Origin of the sequence: Chitinophaga vietnamensis (assembly GCF_902167635.1) — a bacterium.
In the GTDB taxonomy this organism is placed as follows: domain Bacteria; phylum Bacteroidota; class Bacteroidia; order Chitinophagales; family Chitinophagaceae; genus Chitinophaga; species Chitinophaga vietnamensis.
Genome location: NZ_CABHMS010000008.1, coordinates 86,379 through 109,147, shown reverse-complemented (window position 1 = coordinate 109,147; position 22,769 = coordinate 86,379). Strand labels below are relative to the sequence as shown.

General features: G+C 49.9%; 20 protein-coding genes and 1 riboswitch. Of the genes, 12 read left to right on the top strand and 8 right to left on the bottom strand.

All coding sequences use genetic code 11. The features are described from left to right. Positions 1-110: 110 nt before the first annotated feature. From FPG75_RS20805 to FPG75_RS20775, 7 genes are all read left to right on the top strand, one after another. Positions 111-1,463, top strand: a complete 1,353-nt coding sequence (locus tag FPG75_RS20805) for a M28 family peptidase (RefSeq protein WP_143309524.1) — start codon at positions 111-113, stop codon at positions 1,461-1,463. Positions 1,464-1,546: 83 nt separating this feature from the next. Then, on the top strand, positions 1,547-1,942 hold the full coding sequence (locus FPG75_RS20800; protein ID WP_143309522.1) for a nuclear transport factor 2 family protein: 396 nt from the start codon (positions 1,547-1,549) through the stop codon (positions 1,940-1,942). An 11-nt stretch (positions 1,943-1,953) separates the two neighbouring features. Then, entirely contained in the window at positions 1,954-2,358 is a 405-nt protein-coding gene (locus FPG75_RS20795) for a hypothetical protein (protein WP_143309520.1), read from the top strand. Between the two features lie 11 nt (positions 2,359-2,369). Further along, positions 2,370-3,056, top strand: coding sequence for an NUDIX hydrolase (locus FPG75_RS20790; protein WP_143309518.1), 687 nt, complete (start codon positions 2,370-2,372; stop codon positions 3,054-3,056). Between the two features lie 111 nt (positions 3,057-3,167). Then, a complete protein-coding gene (locus FPG75_RS20785) occupies positions 3,168-4,070 on the top strand; it encodes an NUDIX domain-containing protein (protein ID WP_143309516.1) in 903 nt (300 codons plus the stop codon). Positions 4,071-4,081: 11 nt separating this feature from the next. Next, the gene (locus FPG75_RS20780) at positions 4,082-5,497 is read left to right on the top strand and encodes a nicotinate phosphoribosyltransferase (protein ID WP_143309514.1); all 1,416 of its coding nucleotides are present in this window, start codon (positions 4,082-4,084) and stop codon (positions 5,495-5,497) included. Positions 5,498-5,938: 441 nt separating this feature from the next. Beyond that, a complete protein-coding gene (locus FPG75_RS20775; protein WP_143309512.1) occupies positions 5,939-7,525 on the top strand; it encodes a class I SAM-dependent methyltransferase in 1,587 nt (528 codons plus the stop codon). A 2-nt stretch (positions 7,526-7,527) separates the two neighbouring features. On the opposite strand, the gene FPG75_RS20770 is transcribed toward FPG75_RS20775, so the two are convergent. The 7 genes from FPG75_RS20770 to FPG75_RS20740 all read right to left on the bottom strand — a co-directional run bounded on the left by FPG75_RS20770 (position 7,528) and on the right by FPG75_RS20740 (position 16,963). Beyond that, the gene (locus FPG75_RS20770) at positions 7,528-8,400 is read right to left on the bottom strand and encodes an SMP-30/gluconolactonase/LRE family protein (RefSeq protein WP_143309510.1); all 873 of its coding nucleotides are present in this window, start codon (positions 8,398-8,400) and stop codon (positions 7,528-7,530) included. A gap of 175 nt (positions 8,401-8,575) precedes the next feature. Next, complete coding sequence (locus FPG75_RS20765; protein ID WP_143309508.1) at positions 8,576-11,755, bottom strand: efflux RND transporter permease subunit; 3,180 nt, start codon at positions 11,753-11,755, stop codon at positions 8,576-8,578. Positions 11,756-11,785: 30 nt separating this feature from the next. Next, the gene (locus FPG75_RS20760) at positions 11,786-12,856 is read right to left on the bottom strand and encodes an efflux RND transporter periplasmic adaptor subunit (RefSeq protein ID WP_143309506.1); all 1,071 of its coding nucleotides are present in this window, start codon (positions 12,854-12,856) and stop codon (positions 11,786-11,788) included. 50 nt (positions 12,857-12,906) lie between these two features. Continuing rightward, the gene (locus FPG75_RS20755) at positions 12,907-14,262 is read right to left on the bottom strand and encodes a TolC family protein (protein WP_143309504.1); all 1,356 of its coding nucleotides are present in this window, start codon (positions 14,260-14,262) and stop codon (positions 12,907-12,909) included. A gap of 26 nt (positions 14,263-14,288) precedes the next feature. Then, positions 14,289-14,903, bottom strand: a complete 615-nt coding sequence (locus tag FPG75_RS20750) for a TetR/AcrR family transcriptional regulator (RefSeq protein WP_143309502.1) — start codon at positions 14,901-14,903, stop codon at positions 14,289-14,291. 11 nt (positions 14,904-14,914) lie between these two features. Continuing rightward, entirely contained in the window at positions 14,915-15,526 is a 612-nt protein-coding gene (locus FPG75_RS20745) for a TetR/AcrR family transcriptional regulator (protein WP_143309500.1), read from the bottom strand. A gap of 177 nt (positions 15,527-15,703) precedes the next feature. Next, complete coding sequence (locus FPG75_RS20740; RefSeq protein ID WP_143309498.1) at positions 15,704-16,963, bottom strand: pyridoxal phosphate-dependent aminotransferase; 1,260 nt, start codon at positions 16,961-16,963, stop codon at positions 15,704-15,706. A 371-nt stretch (positions 16,964-17,334) separates the two neighbouring features. On the opposite strand from FPG75_RS20740, the gene dnaN reads away from it, so the two are divergent. The 3 genes from dnaN (at position 17,335) to FPG75_RS20725 (ending at position 19,880) form a co-directional block, all read left to right on the top strand. Next, entirely contained in the window at positions 17,335-18,453 is a 1,119-nt protein-coding gene (gene dnaN, locus FPG75_RS20735; RefSeq protein ID WP_143309496.1) for a DNA polymerase III subunit beta, read from the top strand. 304 nt (positions 18,454-18,757) lie between these two features. Continuing rightward, entirely contained in the window at positions 18,758-19,588 is an 831-nt protein-coding gene (locus tag FPG75_RS20730; protein WP_143309494.1) for a sterol desaturase family protein, read from the top strand. Positions 19,589-19,628: 40 nt separating this feature from the next. Further along, a complete protein-coding gene (locus FPG75_RS20725) occupies positions 19,629-19,880 on the top strand; it encodes a hypothetical protein (RefSeq protein ID WP_143309492.1) in 252 nt (83 codons plus the stop codon). An 8-nt stretch (positions 19,881-19,888) separates the two neighbouring features. Here FPG75_RS20725 and FPG75_RS20720 read toward each other — a convergent pair whose 3' ends face one another. Then, positions 19,889-20,365 carry a lipocalin-like domain-containing protein gene (locus FPG75_RS20720; RefSeq protein WP_143309490.1) on the bottom strand — a complete coding sequence of 159 codons (477 nt, stop codon included), beginning with the start codon at positions 20,363-20,365 and terminating at the stop codon, positions 19,889-19,891. Positions 20,366-20,461: 96 nt separating this feature from the next. Beyond that, a riboswitch (TPP riboswitch) is annotated at positions 20,462-20,566 on the top strand. 51 nt (positions 20,567-20,617) lie between these two features. On the opposite strand from FPG75_RS20720, the gene thiS reads away from it, so the two are divergent. After that, on the top strand, positions 20,618-20,818 hold the full coding sequence (gene thiS / locus FPG75_RS20715; RefSeq protein WP_143309488.1) for a sulfur carrier protein ThiS: 201 nt from the start codon (positions 20,618-20,620) through the stop codon (positions 20,816-20,818). Between the two features lie 83 nt (positions 20,819-20,901). Further along, positions 20,902-22,761, top strand: coding sequence for a phosphomethylpyrimidine synthase ThiC (thiC, locus tag FPG75_RS20710; RefSeq protein WP_143309486.1), 1,860 nt, complete (start codon positions 20,902-20,904; stop codon positions 22,759-22,761). Positions 22,762-22,769 lie beyond the last annotated feature (8 nt).

Genomic DNA, 22,769 nt, shown 5'->3' with positions numbered 1-22,769 from the left:
AGACAACCCTCATATATTATAAATAGCTCAAATACAACGGGATAGTCAAAAAGAAAATTTTCGCAAGCGCCTTAATTTGTAATTTTGCAGCATACCCAAAACAGATGGCTGTGAAAAATTTAACCTGGCTGTTACCATTGCTTGTCGCTACCATACCTGTGAGCGCACAGAAAAAAGTTGACCGAAAAACCTTGTCAAATCTGCAAACGCACGTCAACTATCTCAGCAGCGATAAGCTGGAAGGCCGCCGTACCGGCGCTCCCGGCGAGCAGCTTGCAGCCGCCTACATCTCTTCGCAAATGCAGCAGATAGGGCTCAGCCCCAAAGGCGACGAAGGCTTCCTGCAAACATTCACCGTAAACGAGACACGCGTACCCGCCGCCAATTGCGCCATGACGCTCAATCACCAGGCATTGAGCCCCGGCGCCCAGTTCATACCCCTGCCTTTCAGCGCCACAAAAACCATGAAGGGAGAAGTGATCCCCAACGTCAACGAACCGGATAATATCTGGCTCGTGAATATACAGGAGATCGACAACACCAAAGGCAAAACAAAATGGCAGCTGTATCAACAGGAAACGCTTACTGCCGCTAAAGCCGGCGCCACCGGCGTGATCTTCTACAATGGTAAAGAATCTATCGCGGAAGTGAACGACTGGCTCGCCCAGAACCCCACACCGGCCAGCATCCCGGCGGTATGGGTGAACAATGAAGTGAGTAAAAAACTGGGAAATGATGATGCCAACGGTTTCCAGATCACCTGCCAGGTAGCCTTTCAGCCCATGAAACGTACCGGCACTAACGTGATCGGCTATATTAATAATAACGCAGCCGCCACCATCGTGATCGGCGCACACTACGACCACCTGGGCTTTGGCGAAGACCATAACGGGCTGGGAGGGGAGAAGGTGCTGTACCACGGCGCCAACGACAATGCCAGCGGCATCGCGGCCATGCTCGAAATTGCGCGCCAGCTCAAAGGTTCCAGGCTGCATAATAATAACTACCTCTTTGTGGCCTTCTCCGGCAATGAGCAAGGGCTCAGCGGTTCCAGGCATTTTGTAGCCGGCAGCGATGTTGCCGCTGTTAACTACATGATTAACCTCGATATGATCGGCCGCCTCGATGCTGCCAACGGCCTCCACATCAGCGGTGTAGGCACCTCCCCCGGATGGGCCGCCGTACTAAAAGAAGTGAGCGCCCGCGAAACAAAGCTGGTACTGGATTCTGGCGCCTCCGGTCCCTACGATCACACCAGCTTCTACAAGAAAAATATCCCGGTGCTCTTCTTCTTCACCAGCAATGCCGATTATCACCTGCCGGGCGACAGCGCCGACAAGATCAATTACGACGGCACGCTCACCGTGATGAAAGTGATCTATGATATCATCGACAAAACAAACAGCATGGGCAAACTTGCCTTCAGCAACACCCGCGAACCACAAACTGCCGCATTGAAATAATTCAGTGGCCGTCATGTACCTTTAAGAACGAATTTTATAAATTCGCAATTCGTTACAGATAAATATTCGTTATTAAAGTTCACATGGACGAAAAACTGGCCCTGGTGCACCGGTACTTTCAGCTGCTGGAAAGCTTTTCAGCCGATGCTACCGAATTTGCCAACATTTTTCATCCAAATATCATCCAGACGGAATATCCGAATCAACTGTCGAATGATATCAAACAGCGGAACTTTGATACCATGCTCGACAGCATGGCCACGAACAAACTTATTCTCAAGTCGCAACATTTTGCTGTGCTGAAAGCATTTGAATCCGGCAATACGCTTGCAGTGGAAGCCAAATGGACCGGCGAAATCGGCGTAGATGCCGGCCAGTACCGCCGCGGGCAGATCATGAAAGCGTTTATCTGTACGATCATCGAATTCCGCGATGGCAAAATTTATCGCCAGCGTAACTACGCTTGCTACGAACCTTAAGTTACCGAATCATGAAAAAGATATTATCACTCCTCGTCCTCACCTGCCTGCTGTTTGCCTGCAAGCAAAACAGCAAAAATGAAGTGGACAGGTCCGCTTACGATGTGATCAACGAGAAATGCTACGTGTACCGCGAAAGCAAACCGGCGCCGGGGCCGCTCACCGATTCTATTCTGCAGCTAAAAAAGCAACTCACCGATTACCTCGACCAACAAGGGTTTAAGGCGCATATGGCGGCGAAAGACAGTCTCGTGTTCCATCGCCTGAACGGGCAGGAAGTGATCATCGAGCTGCCCGCTCCGCAAGATGCCTGGGAAACCAATACCATCATCGTTTTCGACCCGGCTAAAAACCCGTTGTTCGTAAATTTGCATAAAGGCACCAGCCAGATAGAACAATATATTAAAGGACGATAATCCGCTTTCTTTTGCCAATTAAACAGCATATCAGATTAACCGTTGATGCCGTGGTGTTCGGGTATATCCCGCGGGAAGGCATTGTGGTACTGCTGATCAAGCGTACCATCGAACCGTTTATGCATACCTGGGCGCTGCCCGGTGGATTTGTGCACGATAACGAATCGCTCGAAAATGCCGTTACCCGTGAACTGCTCACCGAAGCCGGCGTGAACATCAACTACCTCGAACAGCTGTATTCTTTCGGCCAGCCACAACGCGACCCCCGCGGGAGAGTGGTGTCTGTGGCCTATTTCGGACTGGTAAACCCCACCAATTTCAAACTCGCCGCCAGCTCCGATGCAGAAGATGCATCCTGGTTTAATATCAAAGACCTGCCCGCACTTGCATTTGATCACGCCGATATTATCGACCTCGCGGTGAAACGGCTGCGCAATAAAATACGCTATGAGCCGATCGGCTTCGAACTACTGGATAAGAAATTCCCGATAGCCGACCTGGAAAAATTATATGAAACACTGCTCGACCGGCCGATAGACCGCAGGAATTTTCAAAAGAAGATACACCATCTGGGCATCCTGATCGCCCATAACGAAAAACAGAAACAAGTGTCGCAAGGCAGGCCAGCCAAGCTTTTCAGCTTTGATGAGTCGCGCTATTTTCAACTGAAGAAAGAAGGAATCGCATTCGAGATCTAATCATCATCTCTCTATAAAAATCTATTTTGTGTATTTTTTACAAAAAATAATTTTGGAGATGTGAAATACCTTTCTATATTTGTGTAACAATTACACAAAATAGCAGCGAAGATGCAAACAAAGCCCACAGGAGTTATCATCGCCAGGTTCCAGACACCGTCCTTACATGAAGGGCACCTGGAAATCATCCGGCAGGTAAAACAGAAACACAACCGCGTGCTGATCATATTGGGTGTAAGTCCGGTGAAAGGCAGCCGCAAAAACCCGCTCGACTTCTACACCCGCGAGCGCATGATCAAACAACAGTTCCCCGAAATAGTGGTATTGCCGCTCAGCGATCAAAAGAGTGACACCGTATGGTCTAAAAAGCTCGATGAGCTGCTGCATAATAATTTTCCGCACGAAACCTTTCTGCTATACGGCAGCCGCGACAGCTTCATCACCACGTACAACGGCCGCTATACCACCGAAGCGCTCGCGCCGGTGAAAGACTATAATGCCACCGCCATGCGCGAAGCCATCTCCGATAAAGTGTTTGACACCGAAGAGTTCCGGGCGGGCATCATTTACAATACTTATAATCTCTTTCCATCTGTATTCGCCACCGTTGACATCGCGGTGTTCCGGCACAACAAAACCGAATTGCTGCTGGGCCGCAAACCGAATGAAACAGCCTGGCGCCTGCCCGGCGGCTTCTCCGATCCGGAAGATGACAGTTTTGAAACGGCCGCCCGCCGCGAATTACAGGAAGAATGCGGACCCATTGAAACCAGCGCCATGGAATATGTAGCCTCCCTCCGGGTAGACGACTGGCGCTACCGCTCCGAGATCAACAAAATTATCACCACCCTCTTCAGCACGGACCTCATCCAGGGAGAATCCGCTCCCAACGATGATCTCGCCGAACTGAGATGGGTAACGGTAAAGGATATACGTAACCTGATCGCCCGGGCTGAGATCACCGATACACATATCCCCCTGATGGAAAAATTGATTGAAAAATATTCTTGCTAAAACGTTTCGTTATGACAAAGGAAAACCTCATCCTCCTCGCTGATGCCTATAAATACTCACACCACAAGCTTTACCTGCCAGGCACCCAGTACATTTATTCCTACCTTGAAAGTCGCGGCGGCAAATTTGATGAAACCGTCTTCTACGGCCTGCAATACTTTATGAAAGCGTATCTCGAAGGAGTGGTGATCACGAAAGAAAAGATTGACGAAGCAGAAAAGATGCTGCTGGAAGTGTTTGGTCGCAGCGATGTATTTGACCGCAGCCGCTTTGAATATATCATCCGCGAACATGGCGGCAGGCTGCCCGTGAAGATCAGGGCCGTAGCCGAAGGCACGGTAGTGCCTGTACGAAATGTGCTGATGACCATCGAAAACACCGACCCTAACTGCTTCTGGCTCACCAACTTCCTCGAAACGCTGCTCATGCAGGTATGGTACCCCTGTACCGTAGCATCCGTTTCCCGGGAAATTAAAAAAATAGTAAAAGCATACTACGATAAAACCGCCAGTGCAGCCGCTTTCGCAGGGATCGACTTCGTACTGAACGATTTCGGTTTCCGCGGCGCCAGCTCCGTAGAAAGTGCCGGCATCGGCGGCAGCGCCCACCTGGTGAACTTCTCCGGCAGCGATACCCTCGCCGGTTCCGTTCTCGCCAAACGTTACTATAACGCGCAAACCGCACCAGGCCTCTCTATCCCGGCCACAGAGCACTCCATCGTTACGCTCCTCGGCGAAAAAGGAGAACTGGAAATATTCAAACATGTGCTCAACACCTTCCCAACCGGCACCATCGCCTGCGTATCCGACTCTTACAACATCTTCCGCGCATGTGAGGAATACTGGGGCGCCGAACTCAAAGAACAGATACTGAAAAGAGAGGGCACCCTCGTGATCCGCCCCGATAGCGGCGACCCCGTACAAACCCTGCTCCGCATATTCCACATCCTGATGGAAAAATTCGGGTTCACCATCAACGAAAAAGGCTACAAAGTACTGCCGCCGCAGGTTCGCGTGATCCAGGGCGACGGCATCAGCTATTCTTCCATCCCCGGCATCTTCGCCGCACTGGAAAAAGCCGGCATCAGTGCGGAGAACCTGGCACTGGGCATGGGCGGCGCCCTCCTGCAACGCGTAAACCGCGATACACAAGAGTTCGCGCTCAAATGCGCCTACGCCGAATTGAACGGCCAGCCCGTTGATGTACAAAAAATGCCCGTAGAACTCGATGCCAACGGACAAATGCGTACCTCTTTCAAAAAATCCAAAGCCGGCAAACTCAAGCTGGTAAAAGAAAACGGCAGTTTCAAGACGTATCGTGAAGACGAAGCGCCCGAACTACAGGATGTTATGCAAACCGTTTTTGAAAATGGTAGCGTTACCCGCAGCTATACATTTGAAGAGATCAGAAAAACCGCGGCGTTATAAAGCATCATTTTTTCTTCCATGTTTTCACCTCGCCCCGCCGTTAAAAATACCGGCGGGGTTCCTGTATGTATGAGTGTGTCGCCCCTACGGGGCTTATTGCTGTGTGGGCCGCCACCGGGCTACCGGGCTTTCGCCCCTACGGGGCGAGGTGTTGTGTTGCTCCCGCTTTTCTACCAATATTACGCCCCGCAGGGGCGATGCGTTGACGATTGTGCAGCAACAATGTTAAGCCCATAGACACAAATACGAACCAACATCGCCAGCTCCGTAGGAGCGATAGCCCGGTAGACACAAATACGAAACAACATCACGCAGCTCCGTAGGAGCGATAGCCCGGTAGACACAAATACGGACCAACATCGCCCAGCTCCGTAGGAGCGATAGCCCCCGCACACATTTACATAACATCAAAAAACAATTTCCATTCCTTAACTTCATGCCATGTATTTATTGATTCCCGGACGCCATCACCTACTGACCGACTTCCAATTCAAATACCTGAACCGCCTCATCAAATGCAGGCTGGAAGGCGAAAATGACGTATATGGCTCCCCGTTAGACCCACAGGAGATCGATGGCGTGATCTTCGCCGTTACCTCTGCCAATCATCTCGGCACCAAACGGAACCCGGTACCATTCTATCTCCGGGCCATGATCATACAGGAATTTTCCAACTCCCTGGATGTACCCGCATATGTTTACGGTATCGACGATGTAGGCGTGATCCCCGACTTCTCCGATTACACCATCAAAACCATCCGGCATTCCAGCGAAGGGCGGCATACGCTTACGCCGCAAAATACCCTCGTGATCTGTTCTACCGGCGTGAAAGATATGTACCTGGCCCGCGGCTTCAAAGTGCTGCCAGCAGAGTGGGACCCCGCTACGGATAGCTTCGTCGGACCCATGCCGTGGGATATCGTGAAGCTCGTAGCCAATACGCCCCACTGGCGCAAAAGCCCGGCCATACTGGATCTGATGCATCCCGCATCATTCAAGGTGTGGTCCTTGTATAATGTAGGGGAGAAGGTGCAACATATTCTGAAAGATCCGATCATCGGCACCGATGGCGACCTCACCGCCACCCGCGATTACAGCGTATATGTGAAGCAGATGGATGATATCGCAGCATTGAAATACAAAGAAACAGCGCCCTATATACAAACCGGCAATATCGGTGATATCGGCTGCGCGGCCGGCTCCTGGATCAAGATCGCCACGGAAGACGATCGCCTGCATGAATGTGATTTTTACGGGATAGAAGTATCCCGCCATCTATATGACCTCTGCCTGCAACGCCGCCACAATGGCGAGTTTTCGAACCCTTCCGTGTTCTTCTCCCAGAAAAATGCCGTCACCGGAACAGTATTCGAACCGGGCAGTATGAACACCATTCATACCTCCTCTCTCACACATGAAATAGAATCTTATGGCAGCCGGGAAGATTTATTAGCGTTTATCCGTCACCGTTACCAGGAGCTGGTACCGGGCGGCGTGTGGATTAACCGCGATGTGGTAGGACCTGAAAACAGAGAAGAAACAGTATTGCTATGGCTCAACGACCAGGACGGCGAAAACAGCCTCCCCATGCCCACTAACACCGACACGCACCAGCTGGCGGCCTATCTCGGCAAACTCTCTACCAAAGCGCTTTTTGAACGCTTTGCGCAGGACTTCCGCCACCACGAAGGATACCGCCTGCCACATGAATGGGTGAGCATCGAAGGGAAAACCTATTGCCAGCTATCCATGCAGGACGCCTGCGAATTTTTATTCAAGAAAGATTACCACGATAACTGGCTGAGCGAGATGCACGAAACTTTCTGTTTCTGGAATTATAACGACTGGAAAGCCGCACTGGAAGCGGCGGGGTTCAGGCTGGACAATCTTTCCCATGCCTACCGCAACGAATGGATCGTAAAAAACAGGCTGGAAGGTAAGGTGCAACTCTTTCGCCCGTATGAAAGCAGTGCACCTCAACCTATTCCATTTCCTGTATCACACATGCTATTGCTCGCAAGAAAATAAAGCTAGAGGCCTAAACTTTTCAGTGGTACCAATACCAGTCTGTTGTCTAATAATTGCGGAATCAATAGTGTGCGATTATGCAGATCCAGCGCGATATCGGCTGGAGAACGTTCCGTTTTAATCACCCTGGATGTTTTGCTAACAAGGTCATATACCACCAGCTTGCCCTCTGCAGGGTTTTTCACGGTGATCCAGTCGGACAGCAGCAAACGATGCTCATCTAACTGTACCAGTCCGTCGAAAAGCCCGCTGGGAGAGTTTTCCAGCACCGTGAAAGCTTCTCCGTCATTACGCAGATGCTTGCCAAAAATTTTGCCACTGCCATCCAGGTTAGGCCCCATAGAGCATACGTACAACATATCGGTATGCGCATCATACGCGAGGCCGTTAGACATCGGCACTTCGCCATTCAATACTTTCCACTCTCCATTGCGTACGTTTACCAGCAGTACATTTCCTTTGAATGAGTCGCTGATGGCCAGCAGGCTGTCGCTTACCTTGGTTACATCATTCAGCAGTACTGCTTTGCCTTCCAGGTTGAGATCGAATATTTTTTTGTGAGAAGGGATATCGTAACCTCTTACATGATCGATATCCGCAACATACAGGTGTTGCCCGATTACTTCCAGTCCTTTGGGGGCATTTAAAGTATCGCCGGCAAAATTGGCCGGTATCACTTTCCCTTTTTTAATGAAGTAAATAGATCCGTCGCCGTCTTTGGCTACAGGATCGAGTTTGGCGCCGATATTGGAAACGAAGTAGCCATCTTCATAGGCTACCACGCTCTCCGGGCTGGCTAATCCGGGGATCGTGCGCTGGGCTTGCGCTACTGAAAAAGTTATCAATAAGGCGATCAGCTGGGTAATTGTTTTCATAAGAAGATTTTACGGCCACAAATTTAACAGTGGATCATCTCATCTGACTTGTAAACAGGAAAGGATTTCTTGTGAAAATCAAAGAATAAAAAAAATTAAGCCGGAATAAGATTATTCCGGCTATTTACCTAAACCTACAACTGTTACACTGTTAGTAACATTTCATCAAAATATTTTAATTCACGTGCACTTCATTTAACGGTACTTCTTCATAGGAAGCCACCATGCGCTGACGGATGTAGCGCTTCTTGGAAAGCTTGCCCATGCCGAATCTCGCCATCATCTTGTCTACCACCATGTACACCACCGGCACTACGATAAGGGTGAGGAACATGGAGCTGATCAGGCCGCCGATAATCACCCAGGCGAGGCCGTTCTTGGTAGAGGCCACACCGCCTGTTGCCATCGCGATCGGCAACATACCGATCACCATCGCGATAGTGGTCATGAGGATCGGCCTCAAACGCGCATTGTTGGCGTGTATCAGCGCATGATAGGTGCTCTGGCCCTGCTCTTTCATCTGGTTGGTAAAGTCCACCAGGATGATCGCATTCTTCGCCACCAGGCCAATCAGCATGATCATACCCAGGATAGTGAAGATGTTGAGCGTATTGTTCGTGAGCGCCAGCGCCAGCAATGCCCCGATGATCGCCAGCGGGATAGAGAACAATACCACAAAAGGATAGATGTAGTTATCATACAGCGCCACCATGATCAGGTATACCATCACAATAGAGATGAGTAACGCCGCACCCAGCGTACCAAAGGAATCGCCCTGGTTTTCAGCGTCTCCGCCAAACAGGTAACTGATACCGGCAGGCTTCTTCATCTTTTCCAGTTTGGCCGCAAAGTCTTGCGTAACGGTACCGGAGGGGCGGCCTGATACCTGCGCCTGTACAGACACGGAAGTATTTTTATCCCTTCTTTCCAGGTGGCTGGGGCCGGAGCCTTCAGTAACCGTAGCAAACTGCGATAACTTGATCAGCTGGCCTTTATCATTCACGAACTGAATGTTCGATACGTCTTGTATATTCTTCCGGTTGAAATCATCAAACCGGATATTGATATCATATTCATAATCGCCCTGGCGGAACTTCACTTTAGAATCATCTGCGGTGCCGCTGAAAGCTGTTTGCATGGTACCTCCTACGGCATCGAGGGTGAGGCCCAGCGCGGCCATCTTGTCGCGGTCTACCTGCACGTTGATCTCCGGGTTACCTTCTTCTACAGAGAGTTTCACCTCGCTGGCGCCTGGCACGGTTTTCAGCGTGTCCATCGCCTTGCGGGCGAAGGCCATTACGCTGTCCAGCTCGGAGCCCATCACCACCAGTTCTACCGGCGCTCTTTCCGCAGTACCGAGAATGCTCACGTCTGTGGTTTTCACTTTTACGCCAGGCAGGATCGCTTTCAGTTCTTTCTTCACTTTGGCGGCATAGATATCAGAAGCATCCTTGCGTTTCTCAGGATCGACAAGCATCACCGTGATCTCTGATTTATACGCAGTAGATTGAGAGTTACCAAAACCATCCTCAGATGTTTGTCCTACAGTGGTGATCAAACGGGTGATCTCCTGTTTTTTATTGAGATACTGTTCTGCCTTCCGGGTAGCCTGGTTCGACTGCTCCACTGATGCATCTTTCGGCATTTCCAGCTGCACAATGAACTGACCGCGGTCGCCTTTCGGAATGAATTCACCGCCGATATAATATTTACTCATCTGCAAAGCCGCTACCAGCAAGCCTATTGCGGCAATCAGCGTGATGGCTTTATGCCCCAGCGCCCATTTGAGGATGCCGGTCATCCAGGCGGTGAAAGATTGTAACTGTCTTTCAAACCACAGAATAAATTTCTCGAAGAGATTTTTACCAGTGATATGTTCCAGCTTGCCAAAGCGGGAAGACAAGAGCGGTACGATCATGAAAGAAGACAGGAGACTGAGCATGGTAGAGATCATTACCACCACGCAAAATTCGCGGAGAATTTTTGACACCAGTTCATTCGTAAGGGAGATCGGGAGGAACACCACCACAATTACCAAGGTGATGGAGGTTACCGTGAAGCCGATTTCTTTCACGCCATCAAACGCAGCACGGACGCGGTTCTTACCCATCTCCATATGCCGGTATATATTTTCCAGCACCACGATGGCATCATCCACGAGGATACCCACCACCAGCGAGAGGCCCAGCAGCGACATGAGGTTGAGGGAGAATCCCATCAGCTTCATACCGATGAAAGTGGCGATCAGCGAGGCCGGGATGGAGATCATCACGAATAGCGCACTGCGGATACTGTGCAGGAACAGCAGCATTACCACCGCTACCAGTATTACCGCCAGGATGAGGTCATGGATCACAGAGTTGGCCGATTCCAGCGTAAAGTCGGAAGAATCGTTTGCCACCAGTATTTTCAGGTCATTGGCCGCATAGTCTTTCTCAATGCGGGCGATAGCCTTTTTCATTTCTTCACTCACCGTCACGGCGTTGGCATCTGTTTGTTTCTGTACCTGCAGCGCAATCGCGTTCACACCATCTACACGGGCAATACGTTCGGCATCTTTCTGCGCATCCTGTACATCTGCCACGTCCATCAAACGTACTTGTGTACCGGTTTCTGTGGTTTTCAGCACCAGGTTGCGGAGCTGGTCTACACTTTTATATTTACCGGCAAGGCGGATCAATATCTGCTCATTGGCGGTTTTTACTTTACCGGTAGGGAAGTCGAGGTTGGCGTTGGTGATCAGCTGGCGCAATTGCAGGATAGACAGATTAAAGGCTTGCAATTTCTTCGGATCTACATTCACCTGTATCTCGCGCTCCTGGCCGCCGGTCAGCGATACTTGCGCCACGCCGGGAAGGCGCGACAGCAAAGGTTGCAGCTTTTTATCTACCAGGTCATAGAACTGTTTATCGTCCATCTTGGCGGTGGCGGATAAAGTCATGATCGGCAGATCGTCGAGTGAGAATTTATTCAGGGATGGGGGTTTGGCATCTCCCGGCAGATCAGCCAGGATCGCGTTCACCTTACGTTGCGCATCTTGCAAAGCAATGTCCACGTTGGCGTCGTTATTCAGCTCAACGGTAATAATGGAGAGGCTTTCAGAAGATTTGGAGGTGATCTTCTTGATCTTCTCCATCGATGCGATCGCGTCTTCGATCTTCTTGGTGATGGTGCTTTCCACCTCGTTGGGGGAGGCGCCGGGATATATGGTGGAGATGGTCACTACCGGGGAGCTGAACTTGGGCAGCAGTTCGTAGTTGAGCGATTTATAGCTCATCACGCCAAGGAGCGTGAGGATGGTAAATACCACCACCACGATGGTAGGCCTTTTTATGGATACTTCAGTGATCTTCATGTTACAAAAGTTTGTTCAACAAATCCTGGCTTACTTCGCTGTGTGCTGTACGGCTACGGTGGCGCCATCGGTGAGGTTGATCTGACCGGAGGTGATGACGGTTTCGCCTTCGTTTAGCCCTTCCCGTATCTCTACCTGGTCGCCCAGGATGCGGCCGGCCACCACCTTACGTTTTTTGGCGGTATTGCCTTGCATCACATATACTTCGTTGCTGTTCACGCCGCCTATGAAGGCTGTGCGCGCAATGAAGATCGCTTTGTCTGTTTCCGGAGAAGAGAAGTGCGCAGTGCCGTACATGCCTGCTTTCAGCTGTTTGCCGGCGATGTTGTTCACTTCCATTTCCACCGGGTAGTTGAGGGAGTTGTCGCCTTTTGCGGCGATGAAGGTGATGGTGCCTTCGTAGTTCGCTTCAGGAAATACGTTGGAGGTCACGTTCACTTTTTGTCCTGTCTTCAGTGATACCACCTGGCTCTCGGGCACTGTCACGGCCAATTTCAGCCTGGACACATCTACGATGTCGAACATTTTATTACCGGGGGAGAGGTAAGCGCCTTGTTCCACATATTTTTTGTTGATGATGCCGGAGATGGGCGCTTTCACATAGGTATCGCTCACACGGCGGCTGGCGGCCTCGTAGCGGGTTTTAGCCACATCGTACTGAAGGCGTGCGTCGTCTACTTGTTTCTGCGTTACGCCGCCGGTTTGAAAGGCGGCTTCATATCTTTCTTTATCTACTTTGAGTTGTTGCAGGTTTGCTTTCGCAGATTCGAGGTCAGTATTCAGTATCTGCCCGTCGATATAGGCGATGGGCTGGCCCTGGCGTACCACGCTGCCTTCGTCTACCAGCAGTTTGGTGATACGTCCGGAAGTTTCGGCCATGTAGCTGAGTTCGCGGATGGGCGCGAAGTTACCGTTGGCCAGGAATCCCTGGGAGAAGTCATTGCGGGATACTTTCTGTATCAGCACCGGCACGTCGCCGTTGTTGCTCTGTTTCACAAATTCCGTTTTTGCCTCGTTGGCTTTCTTATTTGCGTTGAGCTTCCACATGATCAGTACCACTGCCCCTACCGTTACCAGGCCCCAGATAATAAATTTTTTCATCTGCAAATAGTTTGTATGTGTGTTGATGTTGTCTGTTTCGTATATGCGTACTAGTTAAGCAGTTCTTTCAGCTGTCCTTTGCTTTTGATGATATCCAGTTCAGCGAGCTTGTATTGCAGCAGCGCTTCGTTGTAGCTGTTTTGCGCGTCGGTGAGCGAGGTTTCAGCATTCAGCAGGTCGGTCAAACTGGCGAGACCGAGGCGATAGTTATTCTGGGTAGAATAATATACTTCGTTAGCCAGGTCCATATTTTCTTTCTGGGTATGGATGGTAGAAAGATTGGTACGGATGGCCAGTTTGGCATTCTCGTATTCGGTGTTGAGGTTGAACGATGTTTCTGCCATCTGCGCTTTCAGCTGGTGCAGCGTTACGTTGGCCTGACCTACTTTAGCGCGGCGGTTGAAGCCATCGAAGATGGGTATCTTGAGGGAAAGCCCTACTGCGGCGGCGCCAAACCAGGCGCTGTTGTTAGCAGGGTCTTTGGCAAAGGCCCATTGATTGCTCACACCGTTATAAGAGTACCTGCCAAAAACCGAAAGCGTTGGGTAATATTCTGCCTGGTAGGCTTTCTTTTGCAGCAGTTGCAGTTCTTCCTGTTTCTTCAGCAGCTTCATCTCCGTTCTGCCGTCGGTGTTAGCATCTTCAAACTGCAATACGCCGGCGGCTTTGCTTTCGATCTCCCCGAGGGATGCCGGCGGCACGCTGAAGGCCGACTGCAAAGGCATGCCCATGATGCGTTTCAGGTTATTGGTTTGTATGGCCAGCTGATGTTGTTGCTGGGTGCGTTGTGTCACCACGTTGGTGAGGTTCACTTTGATGCGGTCCAGGTCAATTTTTTTGGCGAGGCCATTATCATATTGTGATTTGGTGGCGGTCACCAATTGGGTAAGCTTGAGGATGTTGCTATCCAGCGTTTTGATCTTTTCCTGTGTTACCAGCAGTTGATAATACAGCTGTGATACGTTGTAGATCACGCTTTCGGTGGATTGCTGCGTTTGCAGTTTATAATATTCCTCACCGGATTTGGCGGCTTTGAGGCCGGTGAATACGGCCTGGTTGAACACCTGTTGTTCGAGGTCGGCGCCGACGGAAGCACTGTATTTCACGCCGAAAGCCACGAGCAGCGAGGTATCCGGCTTACCGATCAGGATACCGGGCAATACTGACTTTTGCAATTGCAGGTTGTCGGTATAGTTACCGGAGGCATTGAGTTGCGGCAATGCCTGTGAGCGTGCCTGTTGGGTCTTGAATTTTCCCATTTCTTCATCCATGCGTGTTCTGGCCAGTCCCTGGTTGTTGTTCAACGCAAAGCGGAGAGCTTCCTGCAATGTCAGCTGCGCCTGGGCATAGCCATGAGATACACCTATCCCCAGCAAGAGGATAAGCGATAACTTGAATCGCTTCATACGTTAATTGATTAGCGTAGTTCTGTTTATTCTTCTTCTTTAATTTGTAAATACTGGTTTGCCAGTTTATGCCCTTTGATGGTGGCAATTCCCAGGATAAAATGTGCGGTGACCTGTTCCATTACTTCGGGCATCTGAAAATCAGCTGCCGGGTATTGAGCCGGGTCGAAGGCTGCTTCCAGTTGCAACTGGCGCATGCGGGCTATCGTGTTGATGTCGAGGTTCTGGCGATATAGGCCTTCCGCCATGCCTCTTTTCAGATTTTCTTTGATACCAAACAGAATACAGCTGGCTTTAAAACTTTCTATGCTACGCCAGGTATCGGGGTGATACTTTTGAATTTCAAAAAGCATCACCGGGTTAAGTGTTCTGGCCATGGAGGTAATGTATTTCATATTACCGACCAGTTCTTCAATGGCATTTTCTGCGGTGTTGTGCAGCTCTTGGAAATAAGCGATGTGGCTGTTCAGGAGTATTTGCATCCCTTCGTCTATGAGCGTTTGCTTGTCGGAAAAGTGCTCATACACTGTTTTCTTGGATATGCCGCAGTCGCGGGCAATATCAAACATCGTAACCCCTTTCACGCCATACGTCCTGAACATCCTCAGCGCCGTTTCCATTATCCGTTCTCTCACTGCCATGGTTCCGTTCTTTATGCTTTGATTCCTCTGATGAATATATCTAACAAAGTTTTCTGCTTTTCCAGTACGATTGCTTCCAGTTCATCAAAATCATAATCCGCGCCTCTGCGTTCCATGTCTGCCGGTACGGCGAAACGTAGTCCCAGCAACGATTGTATGAGCAGTTCTGCTGTTTTGTAATGGTTCTTCACTTTAAATTCTCCCAGCGCTACACCCGCTTTGATGACCTCGGCATGGAGCTCTATCTCTCTTTTCTTCGCAAGCCTTACCTGTTCATGTATCTCCTCTGATGCTTCCTGCATGATGCGGAACAGTTCCAGCCTGCTGAATTTGCAGATGTACTTCTTCCGTATCTCGATGATGTTGTGCAGGGTTTTGGCGGCCGATTTGATATGGGCTACCTCTTTTTCCATTTCCTGGAAATAGGCTTCTCCGATCTTTTCCAGTACGGCCATGTGCATGCCGTTCTTGTCGGGGAAATAATAATATAAAGATGCTTTCGAGCAGCGAAGGTCCTCGGCGATCTCGTTCATCGTCGTCTTTGAAGCGCCATAGTGCGTAAAGCGCTTCAGAGCCGCCTCGAGGATCTTGTCCCGCATTTCATCTCTTGTCTCTGCTTGCATTAACTTTCTGACTTTTTTAGTTTCAAGGTCAAAATTAAGAAGATTTTTTAAAATAGTAACCAAAGTTGACCAATTAACATGTTTTTAACTTTTTTACCGAAAAAGTCAAAAGATCAGGGGAGAGAAAATAAAAAGCCCCCACGGGCTGCGTGGGGGCTTTACCGTTATATGATGAACTTATTTCAGTTTTTCCAGCGCGACCTGGAGTTTTTCAAACATCTCAGGGATCTCTTCTTTCACGCAGGTACCTACGCTGAGGCGGTACCAGGAAGAGTCTTTCGCTGCGCCGAAAGCGTAAAACGGCACCAAGGCCAGCTTGGCTTCGTTGAGGATATAAGAGGTCACCGCTGACTGATCCGCCAGTGTTTGGCCATCGGCGGTCTTTTTACCAACGAGGTTAATTTTGATAGTGAGATAGATCGCAGCCTGCGGCGCGATGGCATCTACCTGGTGACCAGCTTTCTTGAGGCGGTCAAAGCCTTCGTATATTTTTTCCAGTCTTTCTTCGATTTCACCTTTGAAGTGCTGGAGGTATTTATCCACATTGGCAGTTTGTACAAGGTAGCGTGCGGCGGCTTTCTGTTCGGCCATCGGGCTCCATGCGCCCACGTGGGAGAGGATGGATTTCATTTTGCCGATCACATGTGCAGGGCCGAGCGCCCAGCCCACTCTCACGCCGGTAGCGGCGAAAGCCTTACTCATGCCATCGATGAAGATGGTGTAATCTCTCATTTCCGGACGCAGGGATACGGGGTTGTAGTGGTGTGTATCACCGAAGGTGAGCACCCAGTACATCTGGTCGAACATCACATATAATGGCTTCTGGTCGGCGCCGCGGCTTTTGTTCTCTGCGAGCACGAGGTCGCAGATCTCTTCCAGCTGCTGTTTGCCAAAGGCGGTACCAGTGGGGTTCTGCGGGGAGCAGAGCGCCAGCAGGGTGGCGCCTTTGAGCAGTGGTTTCAGTTCCGCTGCGGTGGGCATGAAGTCGTTTTCAGGTTTGGTTTCCAGCACTACGTGCTCTGCTTCCAGGAAGTGGGTGTAGTGGTTGTTATTCCAGGAGGGCGTAGCGTATACTATTTTCTCGCCACGGTCAACGATGGTGCGGAAGGTAGCGTAGATGATGGGGCGGCCGCCGCAGGAGATCACGATCTCTTTAGCCGGGTCGTAAGTCAGGCCTTCACGTGCGCCGATGAACTCACTCACGGCTTTCCGCAGCTCGGGGATACCATCGGCAGGAGGGTAGTTGGTAAGGTGTTCCTTGTATGCGGTGATGATTTCCTGCTCAAACTCAACCGGGATAGGGAAAACCTTCGGGTCAAAGTCGCCGATGGTGAAGTTGTAAATCTTTTCACCCTTGGCCTGCTTCTCTTTTACTTCAGCTGCTAACTTGATGATTTCTGATCCAATCAGTGTTTCGGCTAAATGAGACAGTTTCATAACCTGCTTTTTTTGTTGGTTTTGGAAAAATTTTTCTGCGCGGCAAAAGTAACCGATTTGAAGATAATTTAAAAGAACAGCCAGATTCTTTTCAGAATATTCAAAAAATCATCATTCTGATATTATCTTATCTAAAATAACTACGAAATCCAAGCCATCTATCCAACATTATCTTTAGCAATAATATATCTGGTATTGGAAATCGTTGTGTAAAACGGGGATATTTTCGTGTATAAGATGTGATGAAATTAGGGAGAATGCCAAAACTTTCTATCTTTGTTTGAAGTACATTTACACCTTTTACACAGGTATCATGTGAACGGACAGGCATGATTATCACCATAAGAATGACAAGCAAACTCATATAGACCATGAAATTTATTGTTTCTTCCTCTACTTTATTAAAACAATTACAACAGATCAGCGGTGTTATCAATTCGAATACAGTATTGCCCATACTGGAGGACTTTCTGTTCCTGATTGACAAAAACGAGCTGACCGTAGTTGCAACTGACCTGGAAACCGTTATGCGGGTGAAGCTGGAGGTGGAAGCCAAAGAAAACGGCCGGATCTGTATTCCTGCAAAGATCCTGATGGATTCACTCAAGAACCTCCCGGACCAGCCGCTCACTTTCCACATCGACCTGAACTCTTATGCAGTGGAGATCACTTCCGACAACGGCAAGTATAAAGTAATGGGCGAAAACCCGGAGAATTTCCCCAAAGAGCCCGCAGCAGATGATACGACTTCCTTTACCATGACCGCCACCGGCTTGGTAACCGCTATCAATAAAACATTGTTCGCCGTGAGCAACGACGACCTCCGTCCGGCCATGACCGGCGTATTCTTCGAACTCGCGCCCAACAGTCTCACCTTCGTAGCTACCGACGCCCACCGCCTCGTGAAATACGTAAGAACAGACGTGCAATGCCCGAAGGCAGACACTTTCATCGTGCCTAAAAAACCGCTGAACCTGCTCAAATCCGCACTGCCAGACAACGACTCTGAAATCAAAGTATCTTATAGCCAGAACCACTTCTTCGTACAACATGACGGCGCACAGATGATCTGCCGCCTCATCGATGCACGATTCCCTGACTATAAAGTAGTGATACCAAAAGATAATCCTTACCGCCTCACCCTCGTGAAAAGCGACTTCCAGAACGCGCTGAAACGTGTAGGCGTTTTCGCTAATAAAAGCACCAACCAGGTAGCTCTCGCCATCACAGGCAGCGAACTGCAACTTTCTGCGCAAGATGTGGACTTCTCCTTCGAAGGCAATGAACGCATGAACTGCCAGTACACCGGCGATGATATGCAGATCGCTTTCAATGCCAAGTTCCTCATCGAAATGCTCAATGCCGCCGAAGGCGACGAGATCTCCATGGAACTCGCTACCGCCACCAAAGCCGGTATCCTCAAACCTTCCGAAAAAGAAGAAAATGAAGACCTGCTCATGCTGGTAATGCCACTGATGTTGAACAACTAAACGTAACGGCTATACTAAAATCGCCGCAAGCAATTTGCTTGAAGCTAAATGATAATACATAAAGCAATCTCTCACAAAGAGGTTGCTTTTTTTCTTTACTGTAGCGGAAATCCGCGTGATTTATTCCCCAAATTTTCGTACTTTTTACTTGAAGATGATCGAGCAGAGGGATCATTGAATGGTGTAACAAGGCAATTATTTTTATCCCCCGCCCCGCAGAAAAACAACGATTGTTGGCCTGGTTGTAAAACCATCACAGACACACGAGTATAGAGAAATTATACGCTATATATTTTGCCAGGTTATGGTATCATTTTTTGAGCATATCCCTCCGGTGTACCGCACCGCAATACTGGTGGGTGGTTTACTACTGCTGTGGATCATTGAAGGCATTATTCCGCGCTTCCGTTTCCGCAACAGCCGCTACCGCCACGCCGGCACCAATCTCTTTTTCACTCTCACCACCGTATTGATCAATACGGGCCTTGCTTTCCTGATCGTTAAAGCCTCTCTCTGGACGAGCGAAAAACATTTCGGGCTATTATATCTCGTGCAACTGCCGCTGTGGTTACACACAGTACTGGCCTTCCTGATGCTGGATTTCATCGGGGCCTACCTGATCCATTGGGTACAACATAAATCCGCATGGATGTGGCATTTTCACAAGATACATCATATCGACACCCAGATAGATGCTACCACGGCCTTGCGGCATCACCCGGTGGAAAGCCTGTTCCGGGTAGGCGCGCTCTTTGTGGCAATCATCACGATGGGCGTTCCCTTCTGGATGGTGATGGCGTATCAGTCGCTCTCCGCCTTTATGTCGCAGTTCAATCATGCAAACATACGGCTGCCCAAATGGCTGGATAATGCCCTTAGCTGGATCATCGTATCACCAGATATGCACAAGGTACACCATAGCCGCTATCAGCCCGAAACAGACGCTAACTATGCAAATATTTTTTCTATATGGGACAGGCTTTGCGGCACTTTCATCAAAGTGCGGGATACAACGGCGATCCAATATGGGCTGGATGAATACCAGGATCAGCGTTACCAGGAAGTAGGCCCTTTACTTAAAGTTCCCTGGGAAGATCCTTTAACATCAAAAGATCTAAGTGGTCAACAATCATAGCAGAACAATTATTCCTTCACCTGTTTAAATTAGCATCCATATGCAACACTCAACAGCCTTAGCAAAAACAACCTGCATCGGCGCACTCGTTATTGGTGTGCTGGCGGCAGCTTTTTCCTTTACCACTAAAACCCCTGCCTACGCCGTAACAGCGGGCGGACTGGCCATCGCAATTGGTTTCATATCCCTGTATATTGGCAGAAAGAGTATTGACGATATGCAGCTGGCCACTGCCGGCATATTTATGGCAGTTGTAGCCTGCCTGGTAGGACTGTGGCAGATCTACAACTGATAACGTGTTTATTGATGGCTTCTCTGGTATCTTTCCTTATAACCCGCAGCAGCTTTCAAGGGCGCCAGTACCAGCGAAGTATCCGTGAGTTCTTTTATAACGGTAGTATCCACCAGTGTAGTGGTATCTTTTACCCCTTCGGAATGATTCCATAAGAAGAGGGTATCGTGCGACAACAGCCATTTTTCATATACCAGTGTGTACATGTTAATGGACTTTGCCGTACCGTTCTTCCTAAGCTGAAAACCCTGCATTTCCTTGTCCACGCCCGTTACGGGCTGAATCCACTTTCCTATGAGCTTAGCTGCATCCACATGCAGCGTATCTGCAACAGCAGCAGTGGTGCTGTCCACCGTTACAACATCACTGCTGTCTGCAATACCTACCAGGCTGTCGTCATTCGTTTTCACCGGCTCATGCTCCGGCGCCGGGTTACAGGCAACAAATACCATTATGAGAAGCCACAGGCCTTTTTCTTTCAGCATATGCTAAAATTAGTGTGATTTTCGGATTTATGGATTTTCGAATTTAAATTCATAAATCCGTAAATCCATAAATCCCAAAATTATTATTACTTTTACCGCTCACTTTAGGGGTGTTTATGCGCTCACACCGCATAAGCTGAGATGATACCCTCAGTACCTGAAGCAGCTCATACTGCCGTAGGGAAAAGTAACTGATCTCCTTCATCTTCCACACATCCTTAAAGTTTATTGTTCACTTAAATTCCTGCAATCATGGAAGTGCTTGTAAACAATAAACTTTATGCGGTGCAGCCGGGAACTACAATTGCTGCACTCTTACAGTTTATTCAATTATCCGCCCAAGGCATTGCGGTAGCCGTTAATAACGAAGTAGTCCCGCGCGCCGCCTGGGATACTGCCGCCGTTGCCGCTGCCGACAACATCACGATCATCCGCGCTACACAAGGCGGGTAGCGGTCCTCACATTCTTCGTATATGCCTCTCCGTAGTTTGATAACACGGACCGGATTCCTATTGTCTGAAAAAAATTATTACCCATGCAACAACAGCCTGCGGCCATCAGCCGCGCACCCTTTCCCGCGTCGGAAAAAATATATGTAGACGGCCAACTGCATCCTATCCGCGTAGCGATGCGCCGTATAACGTTAACGGATACACGCTTACATGGCAAGCAGGGCGCCGCCATACCCAATGCACCCGTTGTGGTATACGACACCAGCGGCCCCTACACCGATCCAAACATTCCTATCGACGTGACCCAAGGCCTCCCACGCCTGCGCCAGCAATGGATCAGCGACCGGGCCGACACCGAGCAGCTGCCGGCATATTCCAGCGGCTATGTACGCGGCCTGCTCGAACAAGCAGGCAATATGCCCCTTATGAGCGCCCACAAGCGCCCGCTGCGCGCCAAAGCCGGCAGCAACGTAACGCAGCTTCATTATGCGCAGCAAGGCATCATCACACCGGAGATGGAATACATCGCCATCCGTGAAAACCAGCTCGCAGCAACGCTTTACCGCGATAACAACGCCCTCTGGCAACAACATAAAGGCAACAGTTTCGGTGCTAATACGCCCGTGAAATTTATCACGCCGGAATTTGTGCGCCAGGAAGTAGCCGCCGGCAGGGCCATCATCCCCGCTAATATCAACCATCCGGAAAGCGAACCCATGATCATTGGCCGCAATTTCCTGGTGAAGATCAATGCCAATATCGGCAACTCCGCCGTTAGCTCCAGCATTGAAGAAGAAGTGGAAAAGGCCGTGTGGGCCTGCCGCTGGGGCGCCGACACTATCATGGATCTCAGCACTGGCAAAAATATTCATGAAACGCGCGAATGGATTATCCGTAATTCACCTGTGCCCATCGGCACCGTGCCCATTTACCAGGCGCTGGAAAAAGTGAATGGCAAAGCGGAAGCCCTCACCTGGGAAATATTCCGTGATACCCTGATAGAACAGGCGGAACAAGGCGTAGACTATTTCACCATTCACGCCGGCGTATTGTTGAGATATATACCGTTAACGGCTAAACGAACAACGGGCATCGTATCCCGTGGGGGTTCCATTCTCGCTAAATGGTGCCTGGCGCATCACAAAGAGAATTTCCTCTATACCCATTTTGATGAGATCTGCGAGATCATGAAAGCCTACGATGTAGCTTTCTCCCTCGGCGACGGCCTCCGGCCGGGCAGTTTGGCCGATGCCAACGATGCCGCCCAGTTTGCAGAACTCGAAACCCTCGGCGAGCTCACCAAAAAAGCCTGGCAGCACCAGGTGCAGGTGATGATCGAAGGCCCTGGCCACGTGCCCATGCAACTCATCAAGGAAAACATGGACAAACAGCTGGAATGCTGCCACGAAGCGCCTTTCTACACGCTCGGGCCTTTGACCACCGACATCGCGCCCGGCTATGATCACATCACCTCCGGCATCGGCGCCGCCATGATCGGCTGGTTCGGCACGGCTATGCTGTGTTATGTGACACCGAAAGAGCACCTGGGCCTTCCCAATAAAGAAGATGTGCGGCAAGGCGTGATCACCTACAAGATCGCCGCACATGCTGCCGATCTTGCCAAAGGCCATCCTGGCGCGCAACACCGCGACAATGCCCTCAGCAAGGCGCGTTTCGAATTTCGCTGGGAAGATCAGTTCAACCTCTCCCTCGATCCGGAAACAGCACGTTCCTATCATGATGAAACCCTGCCCGCTGAAGGCGCCAAGGTCGCGCATTTCTGCTCTATGTGCGGCCCGCATTTCTGCTCCATGAAGATCACGCAGGAAGTGCGTGAATTTGCCGAGCAGCAAGGATTGCAGGACGAAGAAGCCCTCGCGGCAGGCATGGAAGAGAAAGCGGCTGCCTTCCGTTCCGGCGGCGCAGAGATCTACACCGCTTAAAACTTTGC

What these genes read in the sequence shown, in the direction of transcription:
- FPG75_RS20800 (WP_143309522.1), top strand. Translation starts at nt 1,547, where the DNA reads ATGGACGAAAAACTGGCCCTGGTGCACCGGTACTTTCAGCTGCTGGAA.
- FPG75_RS20795 (WP_143309520.1), top strand. Translation starts at nt 1,954, where the DNA reads ATGAAAAAGATATTATCACTCCTCGTCCTCACCTGCCTGCTGTTTGCC.
- FPG75_RS20785 (WP_143309516.1), top strand. Translation starts at nt 3,168, where the DNA reads ATGCAAACAAAGCCCACAGGAGTTATCATCGCCAGGTTCCAGACACCG.
- FPG75_RS20780 (WP_143309514.1), top strand. Translation starts at nt 4,082, where the DNA reads ATGACAAAGGAAAACCTCATCCTCCTCGCTGATGCCTATAAATACTCA.
- FPG75_RS20775 (WP_143309512.1), top strand. Translation starts at nt 5,939, where the DNA reads ATGTATTTATTGATTCCCGGACGCCATCACCTACTGACCGACTTCCAA.
- FPG75_RS20770 (WP_143309510.1), bottom strand. Translation starts at nt 8,400, where the DNA reads ATGAAAACAATTACCCAGCTGATCGCCTTATTGATAACTTTTTCAGTA.
- FPG75_RS20765 (WP_143309508.1), bottom strand. Translation starts at nt 11,755, where the DNA reads ATGAAGATCACTGAAGTATCCATAAAAAGGCCTACCATCGTGGTGGTG.
- FPG75_RS20760 (WP_143309506.1), bottom strand. Translation starts at nt 12,856, where the DNA reads ATGAAAAAATTTATTATCTGGGGCCTGGTAACGGTAGGGGCAGTGGTA.
- FPG75_RS20755 (WP_143309504.1), bottom strand. Translation starts at nt 14,262, where the DNA reads ATGAAGCGATTCAAGTTATCGCTTATCCTCTTGCTGGGGATAGGTGTA.
- FPG75_RS20750 (WP_143309502.1), bottom strand. Translation starts at nt 14,903, where the DNA reads ATGGCAGTGAGAGAACGGATAATGGAAACGGCGCTGAGGATGTTCAGG.
- FPG75_RS20745 (WP_143309500.1), bottom strand. Translation starts at nt 15,526, where the DNA reads ATGCAAGCAGAGACAAGAGATGAAATGCGGGACAAGATCCTCGAGGCG.
- FPG75_RS20740 (WP_143309498.1), bottom strand. Translation starts at nt 16,963, where the DNA reads ATGAAACTGTCTCATTTAGCCGAAACACTGATTGGATCAGAAATCATC.
- dnaN (WP_143309496.1), top strand. Translation starts at nt 17,335, where the DNA reads ATGAAATTTATTGTTTCTTCCTCTACTTTATTAAAACAATTACAACAG.
- FPG75_RS20730 (WP_143309494.1), top strand. Translation starts at nt 18,758, where the DNA reads ATGGTATCATTTTTTGAGCATATCCCTCCGGTGTACCGCACCGCAATA.
- FPG75_RS20725 (WP_143309492.1), top strand. Translation starts at nt 19,629, where the DNA reads ATGCAACACTCAACAGCCTTAGCAAAAACAACCTGCATCGGCGCACTC.
- FPG75_RS20720 (WP_143309490.1), bottom strand. Translation starts at nt 20,365, where the DNA reads ATGCTGAAAGAAAAAGGCCTGTGGCTTCTCATAATGGTATTTGTTGCC.
- thiS (WP_143309488.1), top strand. Translation starts at nt 20,618, where the DNA reads ATGGAAGTGCTTGTAAACAATAAACTTTATGCGGTGCAGCCGGGAACT.
- thiC (WP_143309486.1), top strand. Translation starts at nt 20,902, where the DNA reads ATGCAACAACAGCCTGCGGCCATCAGCCGCGCACCCTTTCCCGCGTCG.